This is a genomic window from Streptomyces sp. NPDC000348, assembly GCF_042898795.1.
Lineage (GTDB): Bacteria > Actinomycetota > Actinomycetes > Streptomycetales > Streptomycetaceae > Streptomyces.
Map to the genome: position 1 here is coordinate 522767 of NZ_JBIAZD010000002.1, position 18176 is coordinate 540942.

Genomic DNA, 18176 nt, shown 5'->3' on the forward strand with positions numbered 1-18176 from the left:
GCCGTGCTCGTCTTCGCCGCCTCCGACAAAGGAGGCACCGGCCGCTCGGTGACCAGCGCCAACCTGGCCTACCAGCGCGCCCTCACCGGCGACCACGTGGCCTACGTGGACTTCGACTTCGGCTCGCCCACCGCCGCCGCCGTCTTCGACGTGCCCGGCGCGATGCGCGGCACCGAGGAACGCGGCCTGCACTCCTACCTGGAGGGCACGGTCACCGAACCGGCCAGGATCGACGTCTGGCGGCAGACCGAGCACCCCCAGCTGCGCGCCCGGCCCAACCAGGCCGGCCGTCTGGTGCTGCTCCCCGGCGACGCCGGCGGCGGCGAGTTCGCCACCGGCGAGGACTCCCTCGAACGGTGCGTCGACCTCCTGCTGCGGCTGCACGGCGAGTTCGACCTGATCGTCGTCGACCTCAGCGCCGGCCGCAGCTACGCCGTCGACATGGTCCTCGCCGCGACCGCCCACCCCCGGATGCGCTACGTCCCCTTCCGCTGGCTGGTCTTCCACCGCTGGACCCGGCAGCACGTGATCGCCGCCGCCGGACTCGTCCACAAGGACCACGGCATCATCAGGGGCGGCGTCGAACGCGGCCACGACGAGGAGGCGCTGCTGGGCGCCCTCCGCCTCGTCCGGGCCGCCGTACCCGATCCGGACTCGCCGCTGTGGTCCCAGGGGACGCCCGCCCAGGCCGCCTGGATGCAGTCCTGCGACGAGACGCTGCGCCGGCTCGCCGCCGAACACCGCATCGGCGACAGCGTGGTGCTCGGCGTCATCCCCCTGGAACCCATCCTGCAGTGGCGCGAACAGCTCATCACCGAAGAGGACGTCCTCTCCACACAGATCGCCAACAAGGAGACACTGGAGGCGCTGGAGGAGATCGCGCGACGTCTCACCGACGACGACTGCTGGGGGCGGCCATGACGGAAGCGGTGTTCCGCGAGACGGCCGCCGAACCACGCACCCGGGCGGTGCCCCTGTCCCACCTCTCCCTGGAGCTCGGCCACCTCTACATGGAGGACTTCGAGGCCGGGCCGGAACACCTGCGGCGGCACTTCGAGCGGGTACGCCCCTGGGCGGAGGCGGCCCGCGCCGGCGCGGCCGCCGCCACCGGCGGCACACGCCCCCGGATCAGCACCTGCTTCCTCGTCGACGACTACTTCACCCGCTTCTCCGGTCCCGCCGACGTCGTCCCCATGCTGCTCCGGGAGGCCGACCGGGCGGGACTCGTCGTCGACTACCTGGCCCGCGAGTCCGGCTGCGCCGTCGCCGGCAAGGTACCGGTCGCCGAGGCCGTGGCCGGACGCATCGTCGAGGAACCGCCCCCCGGCAGCCACGGCCTGCGCCCGCCGGCCGCGCAGACCGGCTGGCTGGCCAACGGCGAGCGCAGCCCCGTCGCGCGCGCCCCGCAGGCCATGAAGCCGGCCACCGCCTGGCAGCCGCCGAAGGAGACCGCCGCCCGCCGCCACTCCGTCTTCCTGGACGTCGAACTCTGGGACGACGGCCCCGACGGACACCGCACCTGGTCCTGCCCCTTCCTCGCCGCGGTGTGGCAGCTCGCCCGCCTCGGACTGCTGCGCAACGACGGCGAGGCCGTCCTGGTGCCCCAGCCGCACACCGCCCCCGCCTTCCCCGAGGACTGGGACGAACTGCCCCCGCTGCTCCGGCTGAACCCGCGGGCGGACCCGTTCGCCGCCTACCGGACCTGCTCGGTGCTGCCCAACCGGTTCTTACCCGTCGAGCACGCCGTCCGCGTGATCCTCGACCAGATCGAGGTCGACCCCGGAGCACTGGACCAGGCCGCCGGACGCGCCGCCCGCGAGAACGCGGCCGTCCCCGACTCGGTGGCCGACCGCGTCTCCTACGTCTTCTACGCGGGGCAGTGACATGACGCCGCAGGAGACCCCGCCCCCCGTCGTGCTCGCCTGCGGCGAGGTCCGCACCTGCCTGCTGCCGGCCCTCCAGGCCCTCGACAGCCGCGCCGCCGCCCAACTCCTCGGACTACGCGCCGACGAACGCGTCCTGCTCTCCGAGCGCCCCAACCTCTACGGCCGCTCCCCGGACACCCTCACCGGCGTCGACTGCCCCCTGCCCAGCGCCAACGGCGCCAGGATCCGCGCCGTCGGCACCGTCGCCGCCCGGGCCTCGCTCACCGAGGGGCGTGTCCTGCAGAGCTCCGCCTACTTCCGGGTGCCCGCCGCGGGCCCCGACCACCGACGCCCCTGGGGCCACTACCTCGTACGGCCCGGAACCCTCGAGCCGTTCGGGAGACTGCCCTGCGAGGCGGTCGCCCAGGGCCTGCTGAACGGCGGGCGGCACGGCGAACTCGACGTCGGCCTGATCGCCGACGGACTCCTCACCCGCCTGCTGCGCCACCCCCTGCTCGACCAGCGCCCGCCCCTGAAGTCCCGCCCCACCCGGCTCCGCTGGGTGGCCCTGCCCACCGGGCGCGACGAGGAGCCGTCGATCGAGCGGTTCACCCTCGCCGAGGACGAGCTGCGCACCGTACGGCTCCGCGTCCCCGCCGGCACGCCCGCCGGCGAGATCGCCGGGCTCTGCGACGACCTCGCCCTGCACGACTGGCTGCTCACCACCGTCGTCCGCATCCTGGACGGCATCCGGCTGGGCGCCGTGGAACCGTCCGCCCGGCCGCGGTCCCGGGCCGGCGAGGACCGCCCCGCCGTCGTCACGGCACTGCGGCCCGCCGTCGACCACCTGCTGCACCTGTGGATGCCCCGGGCCCGCGTCGCGCACGGACTCGCCCCGCTCTGGGAGGCGCTGGAGGACCGTCCCGGCTTCACCCGGCAGTGGCGGACGCTGGTGCAGCGCATCCGGGACCAGCTCGCCCTGCACGCGATTCCCCCGCCCCACCGGGAGGCCGAGCTAACTCCCTGACCGCGGGCCCGGCCCCGCACCACCCCGACGCACATCCCCGCACCTCGATCCGACGCGCATCCCAACGGGGGGAGAAGCGAGATGAGCACGGCACAGTCACCCCAGCCCGAGAACACGGCACCCCTGCCCGGCGCGGGGGGCGCGCCCGGACGCGAGGGCGGTCCGGCGATCCCCGGCCCGGCCCGGTCCCGGCCGCCCGGCGTCCCGGACGGCACACCCCCACGCCCCTGGACCCGCTTACCCGACCGGACCGAGTGGACGCGCGGACTCCTGACCGGCCTCACCGCCGGCCTCGCCGTCTGGGGCGTCGCCGCCCTGCTGAGCCCGGAGGCCGGAGCGCTCCGGCAGCTCGCCGCCGCCGCGCTCTGCGCCGCCGCCACGGTGGCCGCCCGCCTCCTCCTCGCCCGGGACCGGGGACCCGACGAACAGGCCCTGCGGACCCAGAGCGTCCTCACCGAGACCGCCGCCACCGTGCGGGACGGGCTGCGGCGGCACGACGACGACCTGCGGACCGGCCTGGCCCGGCACACCGAGGACATCCGGCAACTCGTCGAGAACCGCCTCGCCCAGCAGGCCCAGGCCCCCGAGTCCTACCCGCCGCTCGACCGCGTCCGCACCGACGGCGTACCGGAACTGGCCAAGCGCTTCGCCGAGGCCCTCGCGCCCGGACCGTCCATCCTCTACACGTTCGTCCGCCTGGAGATGCAGCGGGTGGTCGGGCACATGGCGGCGCTCACCAGCATGAGCGTGGAGTGCCACGGCGAGAACCACGACTGGATGCTCAGTCTCACCCACGCCGCGGAGCAGTCCATCTGCGCCATCAGCACCTCCGTCGACCGCGAGTTCTGGAACAGCGAGCCCGCCAGCCGCTACCTCGACGCCCAGCGGGAGGCGATCGAGGAACACGGGGTGCCGGTGCGGCGGCTGTTCCTGCTGGCGAGCGCGCGCGAACTCGACGACCGGCTGCTGCGGCTGTGCGACGAGCAGAAGGCGCTGCACATCGAGGTCCGGGTGGCGGTGCTGCCCGAACTGCCGCCGCACCTCCAGCGCGGCACCACCGACGACTTCATCGTCTACGACGAGGAGGTCTCCTTCGAGATCGAGCAGGACCTGCGCGACGTCAACGTCAGGACCCGGCTCATCGCACGACGGGACCACGTCCAGGACCGGATGAAGCGCTTCAGGGAACTGTGGGAGGCGGGCATGAGCATCCGCGAGCTGGAGGTGCGGGTCGACGACGAGGAGGACGGCACCTGGATGGTCGACCGGGCGTAGCGTCCTTGTCCTCGGCGCCTACGACACCGACGAGAACACCTTGACATCCTCCCCTTCCTCGAGGGAGGGGGGATGTCAACCTGGGTGGGTCGGGGTTCACGGGCGTTCGAGCGGCTGGTGGCCGCCTTCCTGGTGAAGGACACCCGGCCCGCCGAACTCCTGGACGCCATCCGCACGGTCGCGGCCGGCGAGGCCCTGCTCTCACCGGGCCCCGCGGCCCGGCTCGTCGAACGTTTCCTGCGCGGCCCGTCCGCGCCGGTCGCCGCCGGTCCCGGTGCCTCTCCGACCGCGAGCGCGAGGTGCTCACGCTCGTCGCGCGCGGCCTGAACAACGCCGAGATCGCCGAGTCGCTGGGGCTGAGCCCGCTCACCGCGAAGACCCACGTCAGCCGGACCATGGGCAAACTCGCGGTGCGGGACCGGGCGCAACTGGTGATCGTGGCGTACGAGCCGGGGCTGGTGGCGCCGGGGGCGCCGTGAGGCCGCCGTCTCAGAGGGTGTGGTGCAGCCAGCGCTGGATGGTGCTGTTGATGCTGCCGGACAGGGCGCTCAGGCTCTCGATGGCCTCACGGTCCTCGGGCCGGGGCGGGATGCCGGCGGCGGTCAGGGCGGCGTGCAGCTCCAGCCGGCGGCGGTCGCGCGGGCCGATGGCGGTGTCGAGGCGGTCGGCCGGGTGGGGCGGGGCCAGCAGGTAGTCGCCCTCCAGCGTGAACGCGGTCGCGGTCATAGCGGTCTCCTCACCAAGAGGTGTCGGTACTGCAGGACAGGAGGCCGACTGCGGGAGCCCCGGTTGCGCACGGGGCGAAACCTCACGCCAACGGCGTCATCGACAGCTCATCGTCCGGTCGGACGAACGGCCCGGAGAGCGCTTGAACACCTGTCGTCAGCGGCAGTACACGTCCCGGCCGGGGCGCTCGCCGGTGGCGAGGAAGCGGGAGACCGTGCGGTCGCCGCACTCGTTGCCGTTGGCGAGATAGGCGTCATGGCCGGTGGAGTTCACGGTGACCATGACCGCCCGCCGGCCCAACGCCTCTCGCAGCTTCAGCGCGCCGCTGAGCGGGGTCGCGACGTCCCGTTCGTTCTGGACCAGGAGGATGTCGGACGGTCCCCGGCCGGTGATCCGTACAGGTGCCTCGCGGGGCGGGTACGGCCAGGCGGCACACGGCATCGCGTTGCGCGGCATCCCTGCGGTGAGCGGGTACGCGGCCCGGCTCTCCGCGACGCCCTTCTCGTACACGGCGGCCGACTTGGGCCAGGCCACGTCGTTGCAGAGCGTCCCCACGCCGACAGCGGTCACGTTCTGCAGCACCGACTCCGGCGGGGCGGACGGCGCGGGCGGTACGGTGCCCTGCCGGGCGGCCAGCATCAGCTTGGCGAGGGCCGGGTAACCGCTCGGCCGGTAGAGGCTGTCCAGCAGGGTCTGGCGCAGGACGTTGCCGTTCAGCTCGTCCGGGTTGGCGCCGGGCCAGGGGAGCGGCTCACGGTCGAGACGGGCGGCGAGCCGCAGGAACAGCGGACGCACCTCGGCGGCCGTGTCCGCGATGCGGTCCGGGTTGCCGGGCGCCGACGCCCACGCCGCGAAGTGCGGGAACGTGTCCTCGACACCCCGCTCGTGCCCGGCGAGCCAGGCGCGGGCCACCCGGGTGGGGTCGGGGTCGTCGTTGCTGTCCAGCACGATCCGGTCCGTCCGGTGCGGGAACATCTGGCTGTACACGGCACCGACGTACGTCCCGTACGAGACACCCCACGCGGAGATCTTCCGCTCGCCCAGCGCGGCCCGGAGGCGGTCGAGGTCGCGGGCGTTGTCGCGTGTGCTGATGTGGCGGATCAGCTCACTGGCGTTGCGGACGCAGGTGGTCGAGATGCGCTCGGCGGTGGCGATGTTCCCGTCGATCGAGCCGTCCGGCGCGGGCCAGGGGCGCAGCTTGGAGGTGGCGAGGTCGGCGCGGTCCAGCCCGCAGCCGACGGAGGTGGAGGGGGCGACACCGCGGGGTGCGAAGCCGATCAGGTCGTACTGGTCGCGTACGTCCTGCGGCAGCTTCTGTCCCTTGCCGGAAGGGTCGTTGAGGCTGGAGCCACCCGGTCCGCCGGGGATGAGGAAGAGGGCGCCACGGCGGGATGCGGGGCTCTCGGCGGGGACACGGGAGACGGCGAGGGAGATCTGCGGGCCGCCGGGGTCGGCGTGGTCCATGGGGACCTGCAGGGTGGCGCACTCCTGGCGGGGGTCGGCGCCGGCCGTGCCCGCGCAGGGGCCCCAGTCGAGGGACGCGGGTACGGCCTGGGCGGTCAGGGGTGGGAGCAGGGCGACGAGGAGGGCGGCGGGTACGGCGGTGAGGGCGAGGGTGCGTGTGGTTGACGGCATACGTACGAGCTTTGCTGCACCGCGGCCTTGCTCACATCCGGGCAACGCCCCTGTTCTTGCTGGGGTTTACCCCTGGGGGTCGTGGTGGACGCCTGCTTCCACGTGGCCGTGGGGCCGCCCGCTTCTTCGTCAGTGTCGTGCTTCCGCGGTCCGCGTCAAGGGCGCTGCGTTCCGCTGCGCTCCACTCCGCGTCGGCTCCGCCGATGGGCCTGCGGCCCACCCTTGACCCGGCCCGCTCCAGCACGGGGGAGAAGCGTGCGGGCGGCCGGAGAGGAACGGGTGGCCAGGCATGTCGGCGGCCTGCCGTCGGCTGCGGGGTGAGCGGGGTCCGCGGGCGCGCTCGCGCCTCGCCCGCACGCCGGGTCGGTTCAGCGGCGAACGGTGAGTGGGTGGGGCGCACTCGCGCCTCGCCTGCACGCCGGGTGGGCTTGGCGGCGAATGGTGGGTGGCGGGATGATTGGAGCAGTTCTCCCGTGGCGGGCAGGCAAGACGGAGGTCAGGGGCCATGAGGAGGGGCGGGGGATTGGAGAATTGCTCCAATCTCCCCCTTTCCCCTTGTTCCGCCACCGGCAAGACACACTCCGCCAACGCCACCACCGCCCTCCTCCTCTCCCCCCCACTCGGCGCTCGCCGCTGAGCCGACCCGGCGTGCAGGCGAGGTGCTGGTGCGCGCCCCCCACCACCCACTCACCGCTCGCCGCCAAGCCCACCCGGCGTGCCGGTGGGGTGCGAGTGCGTCCGTGAACACCGTCGGCCTGGCAGCGGACGGCAGGCCGCAGGCGTGCCCGGGCCCCCGCTTTTCTCCGGGCCACTCGCTCGCTTCTCCCTCGTGCTGGAGCGGGCCGGGTCAAGGGTGGCCCGCAGGGCCATCGCCGAAGGCGACGCGGAGTGGAGCGCAGCGGAACGCAGCGCCCTTGACCCGGGTCGCGGAAGCACGACACTGGCAAAGAAGCGAGTGGCCCAACGGTGGGGGTGAACTCCGTCCAGGTACACGCTCCGGCCGACGGTCACGCCTCGACGGGCTTCCCGTACGGTCCCTCGGTCACCTTCAGCCGCTCCAGGGCCGCCAGCCGTACCGCGAACACCACGGCGGCCCCGGCGGTGGCGGCGTACAGGAGGTCGACCGCCAGGTACAGCGTCACGGCGTCGTCGATCCCGCCGAGCGAGTCGGCCGTGTCGAAGCGCGTGGCGGTGTACCGGCCGAGCAGGGTCGTCCCGGCGAACAGGCCCCACCACAGGTTCACCGGCCACATCGGCACCCGGCGCTGCTGCCCCTCGGTCGGCAGGGGAGAGCAGGCCCCCCACATGTCGACGGCGACGCGGTAGGGCAGCCACAGGTTGGCCACGGGGACGAACCACGCGCCGATCGCCCACCCGGCCCCCATGCGGAACCGGTCCGGTGCCAGGAGCCCGGTGCGGCGGCGCGTCAGGAAGAACCAGGTGATGAAGAGCACCGCGCAGAGCAGGCTTGTGGCCACCTGGACCTGCCCCGCCCTCTCGTACAGCGAGTACGCGGACTCCAGGCTCGACGCGGTCGTGACGGTCACGTCGCCGTCGACCACCGAGCGGAGCCGGACACCGGTGTACACGGCGAACAGGTCGCCGAGCGCGGCGGCGGCGAACGCCGCCACCACGGCGATGAGGAGGCCGCGCGAGGCGAGCGACGGCACGCTGCCGGGCAGCGGGGAAGGCGGGCGGAGCCCACTCTTGGATGCGAACATGACGACGGCCCCCCACGGGCGGTAAGACGATGATCACCCGCGGAAGATCGCGCGCGGACGCACGATATGCCGGACGGTGAAAGCCCGTCCAGAACAATTCGCCGTCAGACGGTGCGGATGAAGTCCGCCCAGGCGACCGACCCGACGACGATCACCGGCCCGTCGGTCAGCTTGCTGTCCCGGACGGGCACGACGCCCGCGACTGTACCTGCACCAACACCGCTCGCTTCGGCGCGAGCGCCGCCAGGTGTTCCAGCTGCCGCGTCGTCGCAGCGGCTCCGCCGACCGGGACATGCAGCACGTGCTCATGGAGGACGACCCAATGGACGGGCCGTGTCGCGTCGCCGGGGATGCGCCGGCGCTCCATTCGGCCGGACACCTTGTCCTCTTGTCCTCGATGTACGCGTCCGAGGCGAATGGGTTCATCGCAAGCGTCACCGCCCGCGCGTACTCCGGAGTCTGCAACAGGCCGGGTACAAGTGCGGGCGCGAAGTCGCAGATCTTCGTCGCCGGCTCTTCCGGATCCGCCGCCTTCGCGAAGCAATCCGCGTACCGCCGATCGTCAATCAGCTTCCTGCACAGCCGCTCGAAAATACCGTCGGTTTGCAGCGCATCGTCGATCCGCTGCGCCACATCCCATTGCGGCTTGCGAATCGCCTGTTCGAACTGGCCGATGCAACCGCCGGACACGAACACCCGTGCACCCGGCTCCACCTGCGTGAACCCCGCGTCCTCGCGCCGCTGCTTCAGTTCCGCGCCGAAGAAATCCCACACCGCTTGACGCGAACCATTGGCCATAACCAATCCCCTTGTGCTGACTCGCACTTGTAGTGCACAGCCTCCTGTCGAGTGCAGGCAGGGCACGGCATTCTGGAGGCGCGAAGAGTGAAACCGGAAAAGCGAGGGGATCACCGTGGAGGCACGACACCCGGCGCTCTGCGCCGAAGAAGCGGAGGAAGTGGTGAAGGAATTGCGGGCGGCACTAGCGAAGGCAGGAATTTCCCTGCCGTCACTGGGGCTGGACCCGGTGAGTCTTGCGCGGGAGGCGCCCTGTCCACTCGTCGAACTGGGGCGGTGTTCCGTGGAGACCGCGCGGCGGATCGCGGCGGCGGTGGTGCGGTGAAGCCGCCCGTCGGCGCGCATGTCGTGGACACCCGGACCGAGCGGATCGGCGTGGTCATGGGGCATGAGGGGCCCTACGTCCAGCTGAGGCCGTACGGCGGAGGCCGGGAGTGGGACGCCGACCCCGGTGTCGTACGGAACGCCACGCCCGCCGAGCGGCTGCGCGCGGCGACGGCGTACGCCAATGCCCGGAGCCGGGGGGAGGTGCCGTGAACGTGGGCGACAATGGATGCCATGAGTCTGTTCCGCGACGACGGCATCGTGCTGCGCACCCAGAAGCTGGGTGAGGCGGACCGGATCATCACACTGCTCACGCGCGGTCACGGACGGGTACGCGCGGTGGCGAGGGGCGTGCGCCGGACGAAGTCGAAGTTCGGTGCGCGTCTCGAACCGTTCTCGCACGTGGACGTGCAGTTCTTCTCCCGGGGGAGCGAGCTGGTCGGCCGCGGTCTGCCCCTGTGCACGCAGAGCGAGACGATAGCCCCGTACGGGGGCGGGATCGTCACCGACTACGCGCGCTACACCGCGGGCACCGCCATGCTGGAGACCGCGGAGCGGTTCACCGACCACGAGGGCGAGCCGGCGGTGCAGCAGTACCTGCTGCTGGTCGGGGCCCTGCGGACGCTGGCGCGGGGCGAGCACGCGCCGCACCTCGTGCTCGACGCGTTCCTGCTGCGCTCCCTCGCCGTCAACGGGTACGCGCCCAGCTTCACCGACTGCGCGAAGTGCGGCATGCCCGGGCCGAACCGGTTCTTCTCGGTCGCGTCGGGCGGTTCCGTCTGCGTCGACTGCCGGGTGCCCGGCAGCGTCGTACCCTCACCGCAGGCCCTGGGACTCCTCGGAGCGCTGCTTACGGGAGACTGGGAGACCGCGGACGCGTGCGAGGCACGGTACGTCCGGGAGGGGAGCGGGCTGGTGTCCGCCTACCTGCACTGGCACCTGGAGCGCGGTCTGCGCTCACTGAGGTACGTCGAGAAGTAGGCACGAGGAGACGAGAGACACATGGTGGTACGCGGGTTCCTGGGGCGTCAGCGCCGGGAGTACAGGACGCCGGAACCGCACCCGTCCGGCGCGCGGCCTCCGAAGATCCCCGGGGAACTGGTCCCGAAGCATGTGGCGATCGTCATGGACGGCAACGGGCGGTGGGCGAAGGAGCGGGGGCTGCCGCGCACCGAGGGGCACAAGGTCGGGGCCGAGCGGGTGCTGGACGTGCTCCAGGGCGGGATCGAGATGGGGGTCGGCGCGATCTCGCTGTACGCCTTCTCCACCGAGAACTGGAAGCGGTCGCCGGACGAGGTGCGCTTCCTGATGAACTTCAACCGGGACTTCATCCGCAAGACGCGTGACACGCTCGACGAGCTGGGTGTGCGGGTGCGGTGGGTCGGACGGATGCCCAGGCTGTGGAAGTCGGTGGCCAAGGAGCTGCAGGTCGCCCAGGAGCAGACGAAGGACAACGACCGGCTGACGCTGTACTTCTGCATGAACTACGGCGGGCGGGCGGAGATCGCGGACGCCGCGCAGGCGCTGGCGGAGGACGTGCGGGCGGGGCGGCTCGACCCGTCGAAGGTCAACGAGAAGACCCTCCAGAAGTACATGTACTACCCGGACATGCCGGACGTGGACCTGTTCCTGCGGCCGAGCGGTGAGCAGCGCACGTCGAACTACCTGCTCTGGCAGAGCGCGTACGCCGAGATGGTGTTCCAGGACGTCCTGTGGCCGGACTTCGACCGGCGTGACCTGTGGCGGGCGTGCCTGGAATTCGCCTCCCGGGACCGGCGGTTCGGCGGGGCGATCCCGAACGAGGAACTGCTGGCCATGGAGGGCACGCAGCCCGACGGCTGACGCCGGGCCGCGGGACGCCGGGTTCCGCCCCATGGACCACCAGGGGCGGGACATCGCTCAGGACGGCGGCACCGACGCCGTCGAGCCGGCCCACCGGCCGACGGCACCGACGTCCTCCGGGGCGTCCGGGTCCCGGAGGACGGACCCGAGCGCGGCCCGCGCGGCGAGGAGGACCTCCAGCGGCTGCGGGACCCGCTCGACCGGCACCTGTCCCGGGTGTGGCGGGCGAGCGCGGTTACGCCGCCGCCGCGCAGTCCGCGCAGGTGCCGAAGATCTCCACCGTGTGCGCCACGTTGACGTAGCCGTGTTCCGCCGCGATGGCCTCCGCCCACTTCTCCACCGCCGGGCCCTCCACCTCCACCGCCTTGCCGCAGTTGCGGCAGACCAGGTGGTGGTGGTGGTCGCCGGTGGAGCAGCGGCGGTAGACGGACTCGCCGTCCGCGGTGCGCAGGACGTCGACCTCGCCGGCGTCGGCGAGGGACTGGAGCGTGCGATAGACCGTGGTGAGCCCGACGGAGTCGCCCTTGTGCTTGAGCATGTCGTGGAGTTCCTGCGCGCTGCGGAACTCGTCGACCTCCTGGAGGCAAGCCGCCACGGCGGCACGCTGCCGGGTGGAGCGGCCCTTCACGGGCGGTCCTGCGGTCGTCACCGGATTGCCTCCTCACATCTGGCCTCTGCCGGGGCCATTGTGCCAGTCCGGGCACGGGACGGTCAGGCGCCGACCGTGCCGCCGGTCGTGCGACTGGCCGGAATGGTGCACTCGGCGGGGTCGCCGCCGGGCTGCGCGGCGGCCAGCGCCCGGGCGCGGCGGCGGGCCAGCGGGGCGGCCAGCGCGGTCAGCGCGATGAACGCGGCGATGGTCAGCAGCACGATCGTCGCGCCGGGCGGCACGTCCTGGTAGTACGAGGTGACCGTGCCGCCGATGGTCACGCTCACGCCGATCGCGACGGCGATGGCGAAGGTCGCGGCGAAGCTGCGGGTGAGCTGCTGGGCCGCCGCGACGGGCACCACCATGAGCGCGCTCACCAGCAGCAGGCCGACCACGCGCATCGCGACGGAGACGGTCACCGCGGCGGTGACCGCCGTGAGCAGGTTCAAAAACCGCACCGGCAGGCCCGTCACCCGGGCGAACTCCTCGTCCTGGCTGACCGCGAACAGCTGCCGGCGCAGTCCGACGGTGGTCACGACCACGAAGGCGGCCAGCAGGCAGATCGCGGTGACGTCGGACTCGGAGACCGTGGACAGGGAGCCGAAGAGGAACGAGGAGAGGTTCGTGGTGGAGCCGCCGGGAGCGAGGTTGATGAACATCACGCCGCCGGCCATACCGCCGTAGAAGAGCATCGCGAGGGCGATGTCGCCCCGGGTCCTGGCGTACCAGCGGACCAGTTCCATGAAGACGGCGCCGAGGACGGAGACGAGCGTCGCCATCCACACCGGGGACCAGCTGAGCAGGAAGCCGAGGCCGACGCCGGTCATGGCGACGTGGCCGATGCCGTCGCCCATCAGGGCCTGGCGGCGCTGGACCAGGTAGATGCCCACGGCGGGGGCGGTGACGCCGACCAGGACGGCGGCGAGCAGCGCCCGCTGCATGAAGGCGTAGTCGAGGATTTCCATCAGCTGAGCAGTCCCGTGCGGATCGGTTCGGTGCCCGCCGGCGCGTGCGGGTGTACGTGGTCGTGGCCGGGCAGCGCGTGCTGGCCGACGGCCTTCGGGGGCGGGCCGTCGTGCAGGACGCAGCCGTCGCGGAGGACGACCGCCCGGTCGATCAGGGGCTCCAGGGGGCCCAGCTCGTGCAGGACGAGGAGGACCGTGGCGCCCTCGGAGACCTGGTGCCTCAGGGTCTCGGCGAGGACCTCCTGGCTGGCCAGGTCGACGCCCGCCATCGGCTCGTCCATGATCAGCAGTTCGGGGGCGGCGGCGAGCGCGCGGGCGATCAGGACCCGCTGGTGCTGGCCGCCGGAGAGGGCGTCGACGGAGTCCTTCGCCCGGTCCGCCATGCCGACCAGGTCCAGGGCGTGGCGCACGGCCTCGCGGTCGGCCTTGCGGAACAGGCCGAAACGGGTGCGGGCCAGGCGGCCGGAGGAGACCACCTCGGTCACCGTGGCCGGGACGCCGCCCGCGGCGGTGGTGCGCTGCGGGACGTAGCCCACGCGCGCCCAGTCGCGGAACCGGTGCCGCGGGGTGCCGAACAGCTCGATCTCGCCGGCGCCGACCGGCACCTGGCCGATGACGCTGCGCACGGCCGTCGACTTGCCGGAGCCGTTGGCCCCGAGCAGGGCGACGACCTCACCGCGGTGCACGGTGAGGTCGATGCCGCGCAGGACGGGGCGCGAGCCCAGCTCGGCGCGGACGCCGCGCAGGGATATGACGGGCTCGGTCATGCCGTCCTCCGGTGGTTCGTCGGTCACTTGGCTCCCAGAGCCGTCTGCAGGGCCCCGAGGTTGGCCTCCATGACCTGGAAGTAGTCGTCGCCGCGGGACTTGTCCGTGATGCCCTCGATCGGGTCGAGGACGTCCGTCTTCAGTCCGGCGTCGCCGGCGAGGGTCTTGGCGGTCTTGTCGCTGACGAGCGTCTCGTAGAACACGGTGGTGACGCCGTCGGCCTTGGCCATCTTCTCAAGTTCCTTCACGCGTGCCCCACTGGGCTCGGACTCGGGGTCCAGGCCGCTGATGGCCTCCTCGGTCAGTCCGTAGCGCTCGGCGAGGTAGCCGAAGGCGGCGTGCGTGGTGATGAAGACGTCGGTCTTCCTGTCCTTCAGGCCGGTCTCGAAGGCGGTGTCGAGGTCGTTCAGCTTCTCGACCAGGGCCTCGGTGTTCTTCCTGTAGTCGGCGGCGTGGTCCGGGTCGGCCTTCTCGAAGGCCTTGCCGACGCCCTCGGCGACCTCGGCGTACTTGACCGGGTCGAGCCAGACGTGGGGGTCCTTGCCGCCCTCGTGCTCGTGGGCGTGCTCCTCCTCCGCGGCGTGCTCGTCCTCCGCGGCGTGCTCCTCCTCCTCGGCGTGCTCGTCCTCGGCGTGCTCGTCCTCGTGGCCGCCGGCCTCGGTGCCGTGCTCCTCCAGCGTGGTCAGGGTGGCCGCGTCGATCTTCGTCTTGACCTCGGACTGGCCGATGGCCTCGTCGACGGTGGGCTGGAGGCCCTTGAGGTAGAGGGCCGCGTCGGACTCCTGGAGCTGCGCGGTCTGCTTGGCGCTGATCTCCAGGTCGTGCGGCTCCTGGCCGGGCTCGGTGAGACTGGTGACGTTGACGTGCTCGCCGCCGATCCGCTCGGCGAGGAAGGCCATCGGGTAGAACGACGCGACGACGTCGAACTTGTCGGTGTTGCCCGCGGCGGCGCTGTCGGAGGAGCAGGCGGTCAGGGTGCCGAGACCGAGGGCGGTGACCGCGGCCAGGGCGGCCGCGGATATGTGATGTCGTCGTACGTTCATGACAGTCATTTTCAACAAATATGGAAACCGTTGTCAACAAAGCACGTGAGAGGGCTGTAGGGGACACCGAATTGGTCGCGGGGCAGGCCGCGCCGGTAGCCTGAGGGCTTCGCTGGAAGCAATCTCGCTTCGTCGCCCGTCGTCGTAATGAAGAGAGCACCGTGGCCGCCGACAAGATCGACACCATCGTCAGCCTGAGCAAGCGCCGTGGCTTCGTATTCCCCTGCAGTGAGATCTACGGTGGCCAGCGGGCCGCCTGGGACTACGGACCGCTGGGTGTCGAGCTCAAGGAGAACCTGAAGCGCCAGTGGTGGCGCTACATGGTGACGTCGCGCGAGGACGTGGTCGGTATCGACTCGTCCGTGATCCTGGCCCCCGAGGTCTGGGTGGCCTCCGGTCACGTCGCCACGTTCACGGACCCGCTGACCGAGTGCACCTCCTGCCACAAGCGGTTCCGCGCGGACCACCTGGAGGAGGCGTACGAGGAGAAGAAGGGGCACGCCCCGGAGAACGGCCTCGCCGACCTCAACTGCCCCAACTGCGGCAACAAGGGCACCTTCACCGAGCCCAAGCAGTTCTCGGGTCTGCTCTCCACCCACCTCGGCCCGACGCAGGACTCCGGCTCCATCGCCTACCTGCGCCCCGAGACCGCCCAGGGCATCTTCACCAACTTCGCCCAGGTGCAGACCACTTCGCGCCGCAAGCCGCCGTTCGGCATCGCCCAGATGGGCAAGTCCTTCCGCAACGAGATCACGCCCGGCAACTTCATCTTCCGCACCCGCGAGTTCGAGCAGATGGAGATGGAGTTCTTCGTCAAGCCGGGCGAGGACGAGAAGTGGCAGGAGTACTGGATGGAGCAGCGCTGGAACTGGTACACCGGCCTCGGCATGCGCGAGGAGAACATGCGGTGGTACGAGCACCCGAAGGAGAAGCTCTCCCACTACTCCAAGCGCACCGCTGACATCGAGTACCGCTTCCAGTTCGGCGGCAGCGAGTGGGGCGAGCTGGAGGGCGTCGCCAACCGCACCGACTACGACCTCGGCGCCCACTCCAAGGCCTCCGGCCAGGACCTGTCCTTCTTCGACCAGGAGGCCGGCGAGCGCTGGACGCCGTACGTCATCGAGCCGGCGGCCGGTGTCGGCCGGGCCATGCTCGCCTTCCTGCTCGACGCCTACGTCGAGGACGAGGCGCCCAACGCCAAGGGCAAGATGGAGAAGCGGACCGTGCTGCGGCTCGACCACCGCCTCGCGCCGGTGAAGGTCGCGGTGCTCCCGCTGTCCCGCAACCCGGAGCTGTCGCCGAAGGCCAAGGGCCTGGCGCAGTCGCTGCGGCAGAACTGGAACATCGAGTTCGACGACGCCGGCGCCATCGGCCGCCGCTACCGCCGCCAGGACGAGATCGGTACGCCGTTCTGCGTGACCGTCGACTTCGACACGCTGGACGACAACGCGGTGACCGTGCGCGAGCGCGACACCATGAAGCAGGAGCGCGTCTCGCTCGACCAGATCGAGGGGTACCTGGCGGCCCGTCTGATCGGCGCCTAGCCGCTTCGCGGACCGTCCCGGGCCCCCGGTACCGGATCACTCAGTGGTCCGGTACCGGGGGCCTCGCCGTGGACGCCCGCCGGTTCGCCGGGTCCACCGTCGCCTGGTGCGCCTCCGTCAGGTGCTCCTGCGCCCTGAGCCACGGCAGGAAGGGGGCGCCCCTGTGCCAGCCGCAGGTGTCGCACCGGAGCGTCCGCTGCAGGCCGGTGCGTTGGACGCGCACGACGTGTGCGCGGCCGTGCAGGTCCCAGCGGCTGATCTTGCTCGTGTCGATCTGCGGCATGACGCCTCCGGCGGTCCGCGAGTGGGTGTCGCCGTTTCTACTGCCCCTCGCTCCCGCGGGCAGTCGTGCCTCCCCCAGTGCCTTGAAGGCCTGGGAGGTACCCCCAGGGCGGCACGGGTGGGCGCTGGGGGTACCCCTCTGGGGGAGGCACCCCGCAAGCGCCGGGCCGCGCAACCCCACCCCCGGCCCACACCGGCACCGGGCCCTGTGAAGCCTCGCTGAACCGCTCAGGCGCTGACGCCCGTGCTCCTGCGCATCTCCGGCGACTCCAGCCGCTCCGCCGTCCGCTCGGCGGTCCCGCGGGCCCAGCGGCCCGAGGTCAGCGCGCCCACGGCCAGCACCGAGAGGCCGCACCCCACGAGGATCCACCAGGCCGGCCGCGCCGCCGCCACGAACGTGTCCGCGTACGACGACGAGCCCACCCCCGCCGCCAGCACCGCGCCGATCACCGCGACGCCCAGCGCCTGGCCCAGCTGACGGCTGGTGGACGCGACCGCCGAGGCCACTCCCGCCTGCGCGGTCGGCATGCCGGAGACGGCGGTGTTGGTGATCGGGGCGTTGACGAAGCCGAAGCCGACGCCGAAGAGGACGTACCCGGTGAAGAGCGTGGCGTTGGACGTCTCGGCCTCGAAGAGGGCGAAGAGGAGCCCGCTGACCGTCATCGCGCCGCCGGCGACCAGCAGCGGCAGACGCGGGCCCCGGCTGCCGACCAGCCGGCCGGAGAGCGGGGCGCACAGGAAGGTCGGGACGGCCATCGGGAGCATCCACAGGCCCGCGTGCAGGGCGCTCAGGCCCCGTACGTTCTGCAGGTACAGCGTGGACAGGAACAGGAAGCCGCCGAGCGCGGCGAACGCGCCCACGGCTATCACCGTGGCCCCGCTGAACGGAGCGGAGCGGAAGAAGCGCAGGTCGATGAGGGGTTCGCGGCGGCGGGGCTCGTACCACAGGAGGGCGAGCAGGGCGATCAGGGCGACGACGGCGAAGGGCGCGGTCACCGGGAGGGAGGCGTGCGGGGCCTCGATGATCGCGTACGTCAGGGAGCCGAACAGCACGATCACCAGGAGCTGGCCGACCGGGTCCGGGCGGCGGGCCCTCGGGGCGCGGGACTCCGGGACGAAACGCCAGGTGAGCAGCAGCGCGGCCAGGCCCACCGGCAGGTTGATCCAGAAGATGGAGCGCCAGCCGACCGACTCCACCAGCAGCCCGCCGACCAGCGGTCCCGCGGCCATCGAGATGCCGACGACCGCGCCCCACGCGCCGATCGCGCGGGCCCGCTCGCGGGGGTCGGTGAAGGTGTTGGTGATGATCGACATGGCGACCGGGTTGAGCATCGAGCCGCCGACCGCCTGCACCATCCGGAACACGACCAGCCAGGACAGGTCCGGTGCCAGTGAGCACAGCACCGAGCCGAGGGTGAAGACCACCAGGCCCGCCATGAACACCCGTCTGCGGCCGATCCGGTCGGCCGTGGAGCCCGCGAGCATCAGCAGGGAGGCCAGGACGAGCGTGTACGCGTCGATGGTCCACTGCAGACCGGAGGTGCTCGCGTCGAAGTCCCTCTGCAGGGCGGGCAGGGCGACGTTGAGGACCGTGTTGTCCAGGCTCACGATCAGCAGGCTCATGCAGCAGATCGCGAGCACCAGCATGCGTCGGCCGTGGCTGAGCTCGGGCATGGGTGCCATCGTACGCGCATGTCGATAGTGCGGTTAACT

The 18176-nt window shown here is 71.9% G+C and carries 20 protein-coding genes and 2 pseudogenes; 10 read left to right on the forward strand and 12 right to left on the reverse strand.

Annotation, left to right across the window (positions count from 1 at the left end):
* Nucleotides 1–3 precede the first annotated feature (3 nt).
* The 5 genes and pseudogenes from ACFY3N_RS06175 to ACFY3N_RS06195 form a co-directional block, all read left to right on the forward strand.
* Nucleotides 4–921 carry an SCO2523 family variant P-loop protein gene (locus ACFY3N_RS06175; protein WP_390815440.1) on the forward strand — a complete coding sequence of 306 codons (918 nt, stop codon included), beginning with the start codon at nucleotides 4–6 and terminating at the stop codon, nucleotides 919–921.
* Nucleotides 918–1883 (forward strand): SCO2522 family protein, encoded by a 966-nt coding sequence (locus tag ACFY3N_RS06180; RefSeq protein ID WP_390815441.1) that lies wholly within the window; start codon nucleotides 918–920, stop codon nucleotides 1881–1883. The genes ACFY3N_RS06175 and ACFY3N_RS06180 overlap by 4 nt, the downstream gene beginning before the upstream one ends.
* 1 nt (nucleotide 1884) lies before the next feature.
* The gene (locus ACFY3N_RS06185; RefSeq protein ID WP_390815442.1) at nucleotides 1885–2892 is read left to right on the forward strand and encodes an SCO2521 family protein; all 1008 of its coding nucleotides are present in this window, start codon (nucleotides 1885–1887) and stop codon (nucleotides 2890–2892) included.
* 81 nt (nucleotides 2893–2973) lie between these two features.
* Nucleotides 2974–4167, forward strand: a complete 1194-nt coding sequence (locus ACFY3N_RS06190; RefSeq protein WP_390815443.1) for a hypothetical protein — start codon at nucleotides 2974–2976, stop codon at nucleotides 4165–4167.
* A 120-nt stretch (nucleotides 4168–4287) separates the two neighbouring features.
* Nucleotides 4288–4646: pseudogene (locus ACFY3N_RS06195) on the forward strand (response regulator transcription factor); the annotation flags it as partial.
* A gap of 10 nt (nucleotides 4647–4656) precedes the next feature.
* On the opposite strand, the gene ACFY3N_RS06200 reads toward ACFY3N_RS06195, so the two are convergent.
* From ACFY3N_RS06200 to ACFY3N_RS06220, 5 genes and pseudogenes are all read right to left on the reverse strand, one after another.
* Entirely contained in the window at nucleotides 4657–4893 is a 237-nt protein-coding gene (locus ACFY3N_RS06200; RefSeq protein ID WP_390815444.1) for a hypothetical protein, read from the reverse strand.
* A 156-nt stretch (nucleotides 4894–5049) separates the two neighbouring features.
* Nucleotides 5050–6528, reverse strand: a complete 1479-nt coding sequence (locus ACFY3N_RS06205) for an alpha/beta hydrolase (protein WP_390815445.1) — start codon at nucleotides 6526–6528, stop codon at nucleotides 5050–5052.
* A 1007-nt stretch (nucleotides 6529–7535) separates the two neighbouring features.
* Entirely contained in the window at nucleotides 7536–8249 is a 714-nt protein-coding gene (locus tag ACFY3N_RS06210; RefSeq protein WP_390815446.1) for a DUF4328 domain-containing protein, read from the reverse strand.
* 104 nt (nucleotides 8250–8353) lie between these two features.
* Entirely contained in the window at nucleotides 8354–8440 is an 87-nt protein-coding gene (locus ACFY3N_RS06215) for a DUF397 domain-containing protein (protein WP_390815567.1), read from the reverse strand.
* Between the two features lie 8 nt (nucleotides 8441–8448).
* Nucleotides 8449–9047, reverse strand: a pseudogene (locus tag ACFY3N_RS06220) (Scr1 family TA system antitoxin-like transcriptional regulator); the annotation flags it as partial.
* Between the two features lie 115 nt (nucleotides 9048–9162).
* Here ACFY3N_RS06220 and ACFY3N_RS06225 point away from each other — a divergent pair.
* Genes ACFY3N_RS06225 through ACFY3N_RS06240 form a run of 4 tightly spaced genes read left to right on the forward strand, consistent with a single transcriptional unit; the run spans nucleotide 9163 to nucleotide 11213 of the window.
* Complete coding sequence (locus tag ACFY3N_RS06225; protein ID WP_390815447.1) at nucleotides 9163–9372, forward strand: hypothetical protein; 210 nt, start codon at nucleotides 9163–9165, stop codon at nucleotides 9370–9372.
* A complete protein-coding gene (locus ACFY3N_RS06230) occupies nucleotides 9369–9584 on the forward strand; it encodes a hypothetical protein (RefSeq protein ID WP_390815448.1) in 216 nt (71 codons plus the stop codon). The genes ACFY3N_RS06225 and ACFY3N_RS06230 overlap by 4 nt, the downstream gene beginning before the upstream one ends.
* A gap of 21 nt (nucleotides 9585–9605) precedes the next feature.
* Complete coding sequence (gene recO / locus ACFY3N_RS06235) at nucleotides 9606–10352, forward strand: DNA repair protein RecO (RefSeq protein WP_390815449.1); 747 nt, start codon at nucleotides 9606–9608, stop codon at nucleotides 10350–10352.
* A 21-nt stretch (nucleotides 10353–10373) separates the two neighbouring features.
* Entirely contained in the window at nucleotides 10374–11213 is an 840-nt protein-coding gene (locus tag ACFY3N_RS06240) for an isoprenyl transferase (RefSeq protein WP_390815450.1), read from the forward strand.
* A 57-nt stretch (nucleotides 11214–11270) separates the two neighbouring features.
* Here the strand turns inward: ACFY3N_RS06240 and ACFY3N_RS06245 are convergent, their stop codons facing one another.
* From ACFY3N_RS06245 to ACFY3N_RS06265, 5 genes are all read right to left on the reverse strand, one after another.
* Nucleotides 11271–11420 carry a hypothetical protein gene (locus tag ACFY3N_RS06245; protein ID WP_390815451.1) on the reverse strand — a complete coding sequence of 50 codons (150 nt, stop codon included), beginning with the start codon at nucleotides 11418–11420 and terminating at the stop codon, nucleotides 11271–11273.
* Nucleotides 11421–11448: 28 nt separating this feature from the next.
* A complete protein-coding gene (locus ACFY3N_RS06250; protein ID WP_390815452.1) occupies nucleotides 11449–11862 on the reverse strand; it encodes a Fur family transcriptional regulator in 414 nt (137 codons plus the stop codon).
* A 62-nt stretch (nucleotides 11863–11924) separates the two neighbouring features.
* Nucleotides 11925–12827 (reverse strand): metal ABC transporter permease, encoded by a 903-nt coding sequence (locus ACFY3N_RS06255; RefSeq protein ID WP_390815453.1) that lies wholly within the window; start codon nucleotides 12825–12827, stop codon nucleotides 11925–11927.
* Nucleotides 12827–13594 carry a metal ABC transporter ATP-binding protein gene (locus ACFY3N_RS06260; protein WP_390815568.1) on the reverse strand — a complete coding sequence of 256 codons (768 nt, stop codon included), beginning with the start codon at nucleotides 13592–13594 and terminating at the stop codon, nucleotides 12827–12829. The genes ACFY3N_RS06255 and ACFY3N_RS06260 overlap by 1 nt, the downstream gene beginning before the upstream one ends.
* A gap of 23 nt (nucleotides 13595–13617) precedes the next feature.
* Complete coding sequence (locus ACFY3N_RS06265) at nucleotides 13618–14637, reverse strand: metal ABC transporter substrate-binding protein (protein ID WP_390815454.1); 1020 nt, start codon at nucleotides 14635–14637, stop codon at nucleotides 13618–13620.
* A gap of 161 nt (nucleotides 14638–14798) precedes the next feature.
* Here ACFY3N_RS06265 and ACFY3N_RS06270 point away from each other — a divergent pair, with 161 nt between their 5' ends.
* Nucleotides 14799–16181, forward strand: a complete 1383-nt coding sequence (locus ACFY3N_RS06270; protein ID WP_390815455.1) for a glycine--tRNA ligase — start codon at nucleotides 14799–14801, stop codon at nucleotides 16179–16181.
* Between the two features lie 40 nt (nucleotides 16182–16221).
* Here ACFY3N_RS06270 and ACFY3N_RS06275 read toward each other — a convergent pair whose 3' ends face one another.
* Together ACFY3N_RS06275 and ACFY3N_RS06280 are read right to left on the reverse strand one after the other, a co-directional pair.
* Nucleotides 16222–16464, reverse strand: coding sequence for a hypothetical protein (locus ACFY3N_RS06275; protein ID WP_390815456.1), 243 nt, complete (start codon nucleotides 16462–16464; stop codon nucleotides 16222–16224).
* A gap of 227 nt (nucleotides 16465–16691) precedes the next feature.
* On the reverse strand, nucleotides 16692–18137 hold the full coding sequence (locus tag ACFY3N_RS06280; protein ID WP_390815457.1) for an MFS transporter: 1446 nt from the start codon (nucleotides 18135–18137) through the stop codon (nucleotides 16692–16694).
* Between the last annotated feature and the right edge of the window lie 39 nt (nucleotides 18138–18176).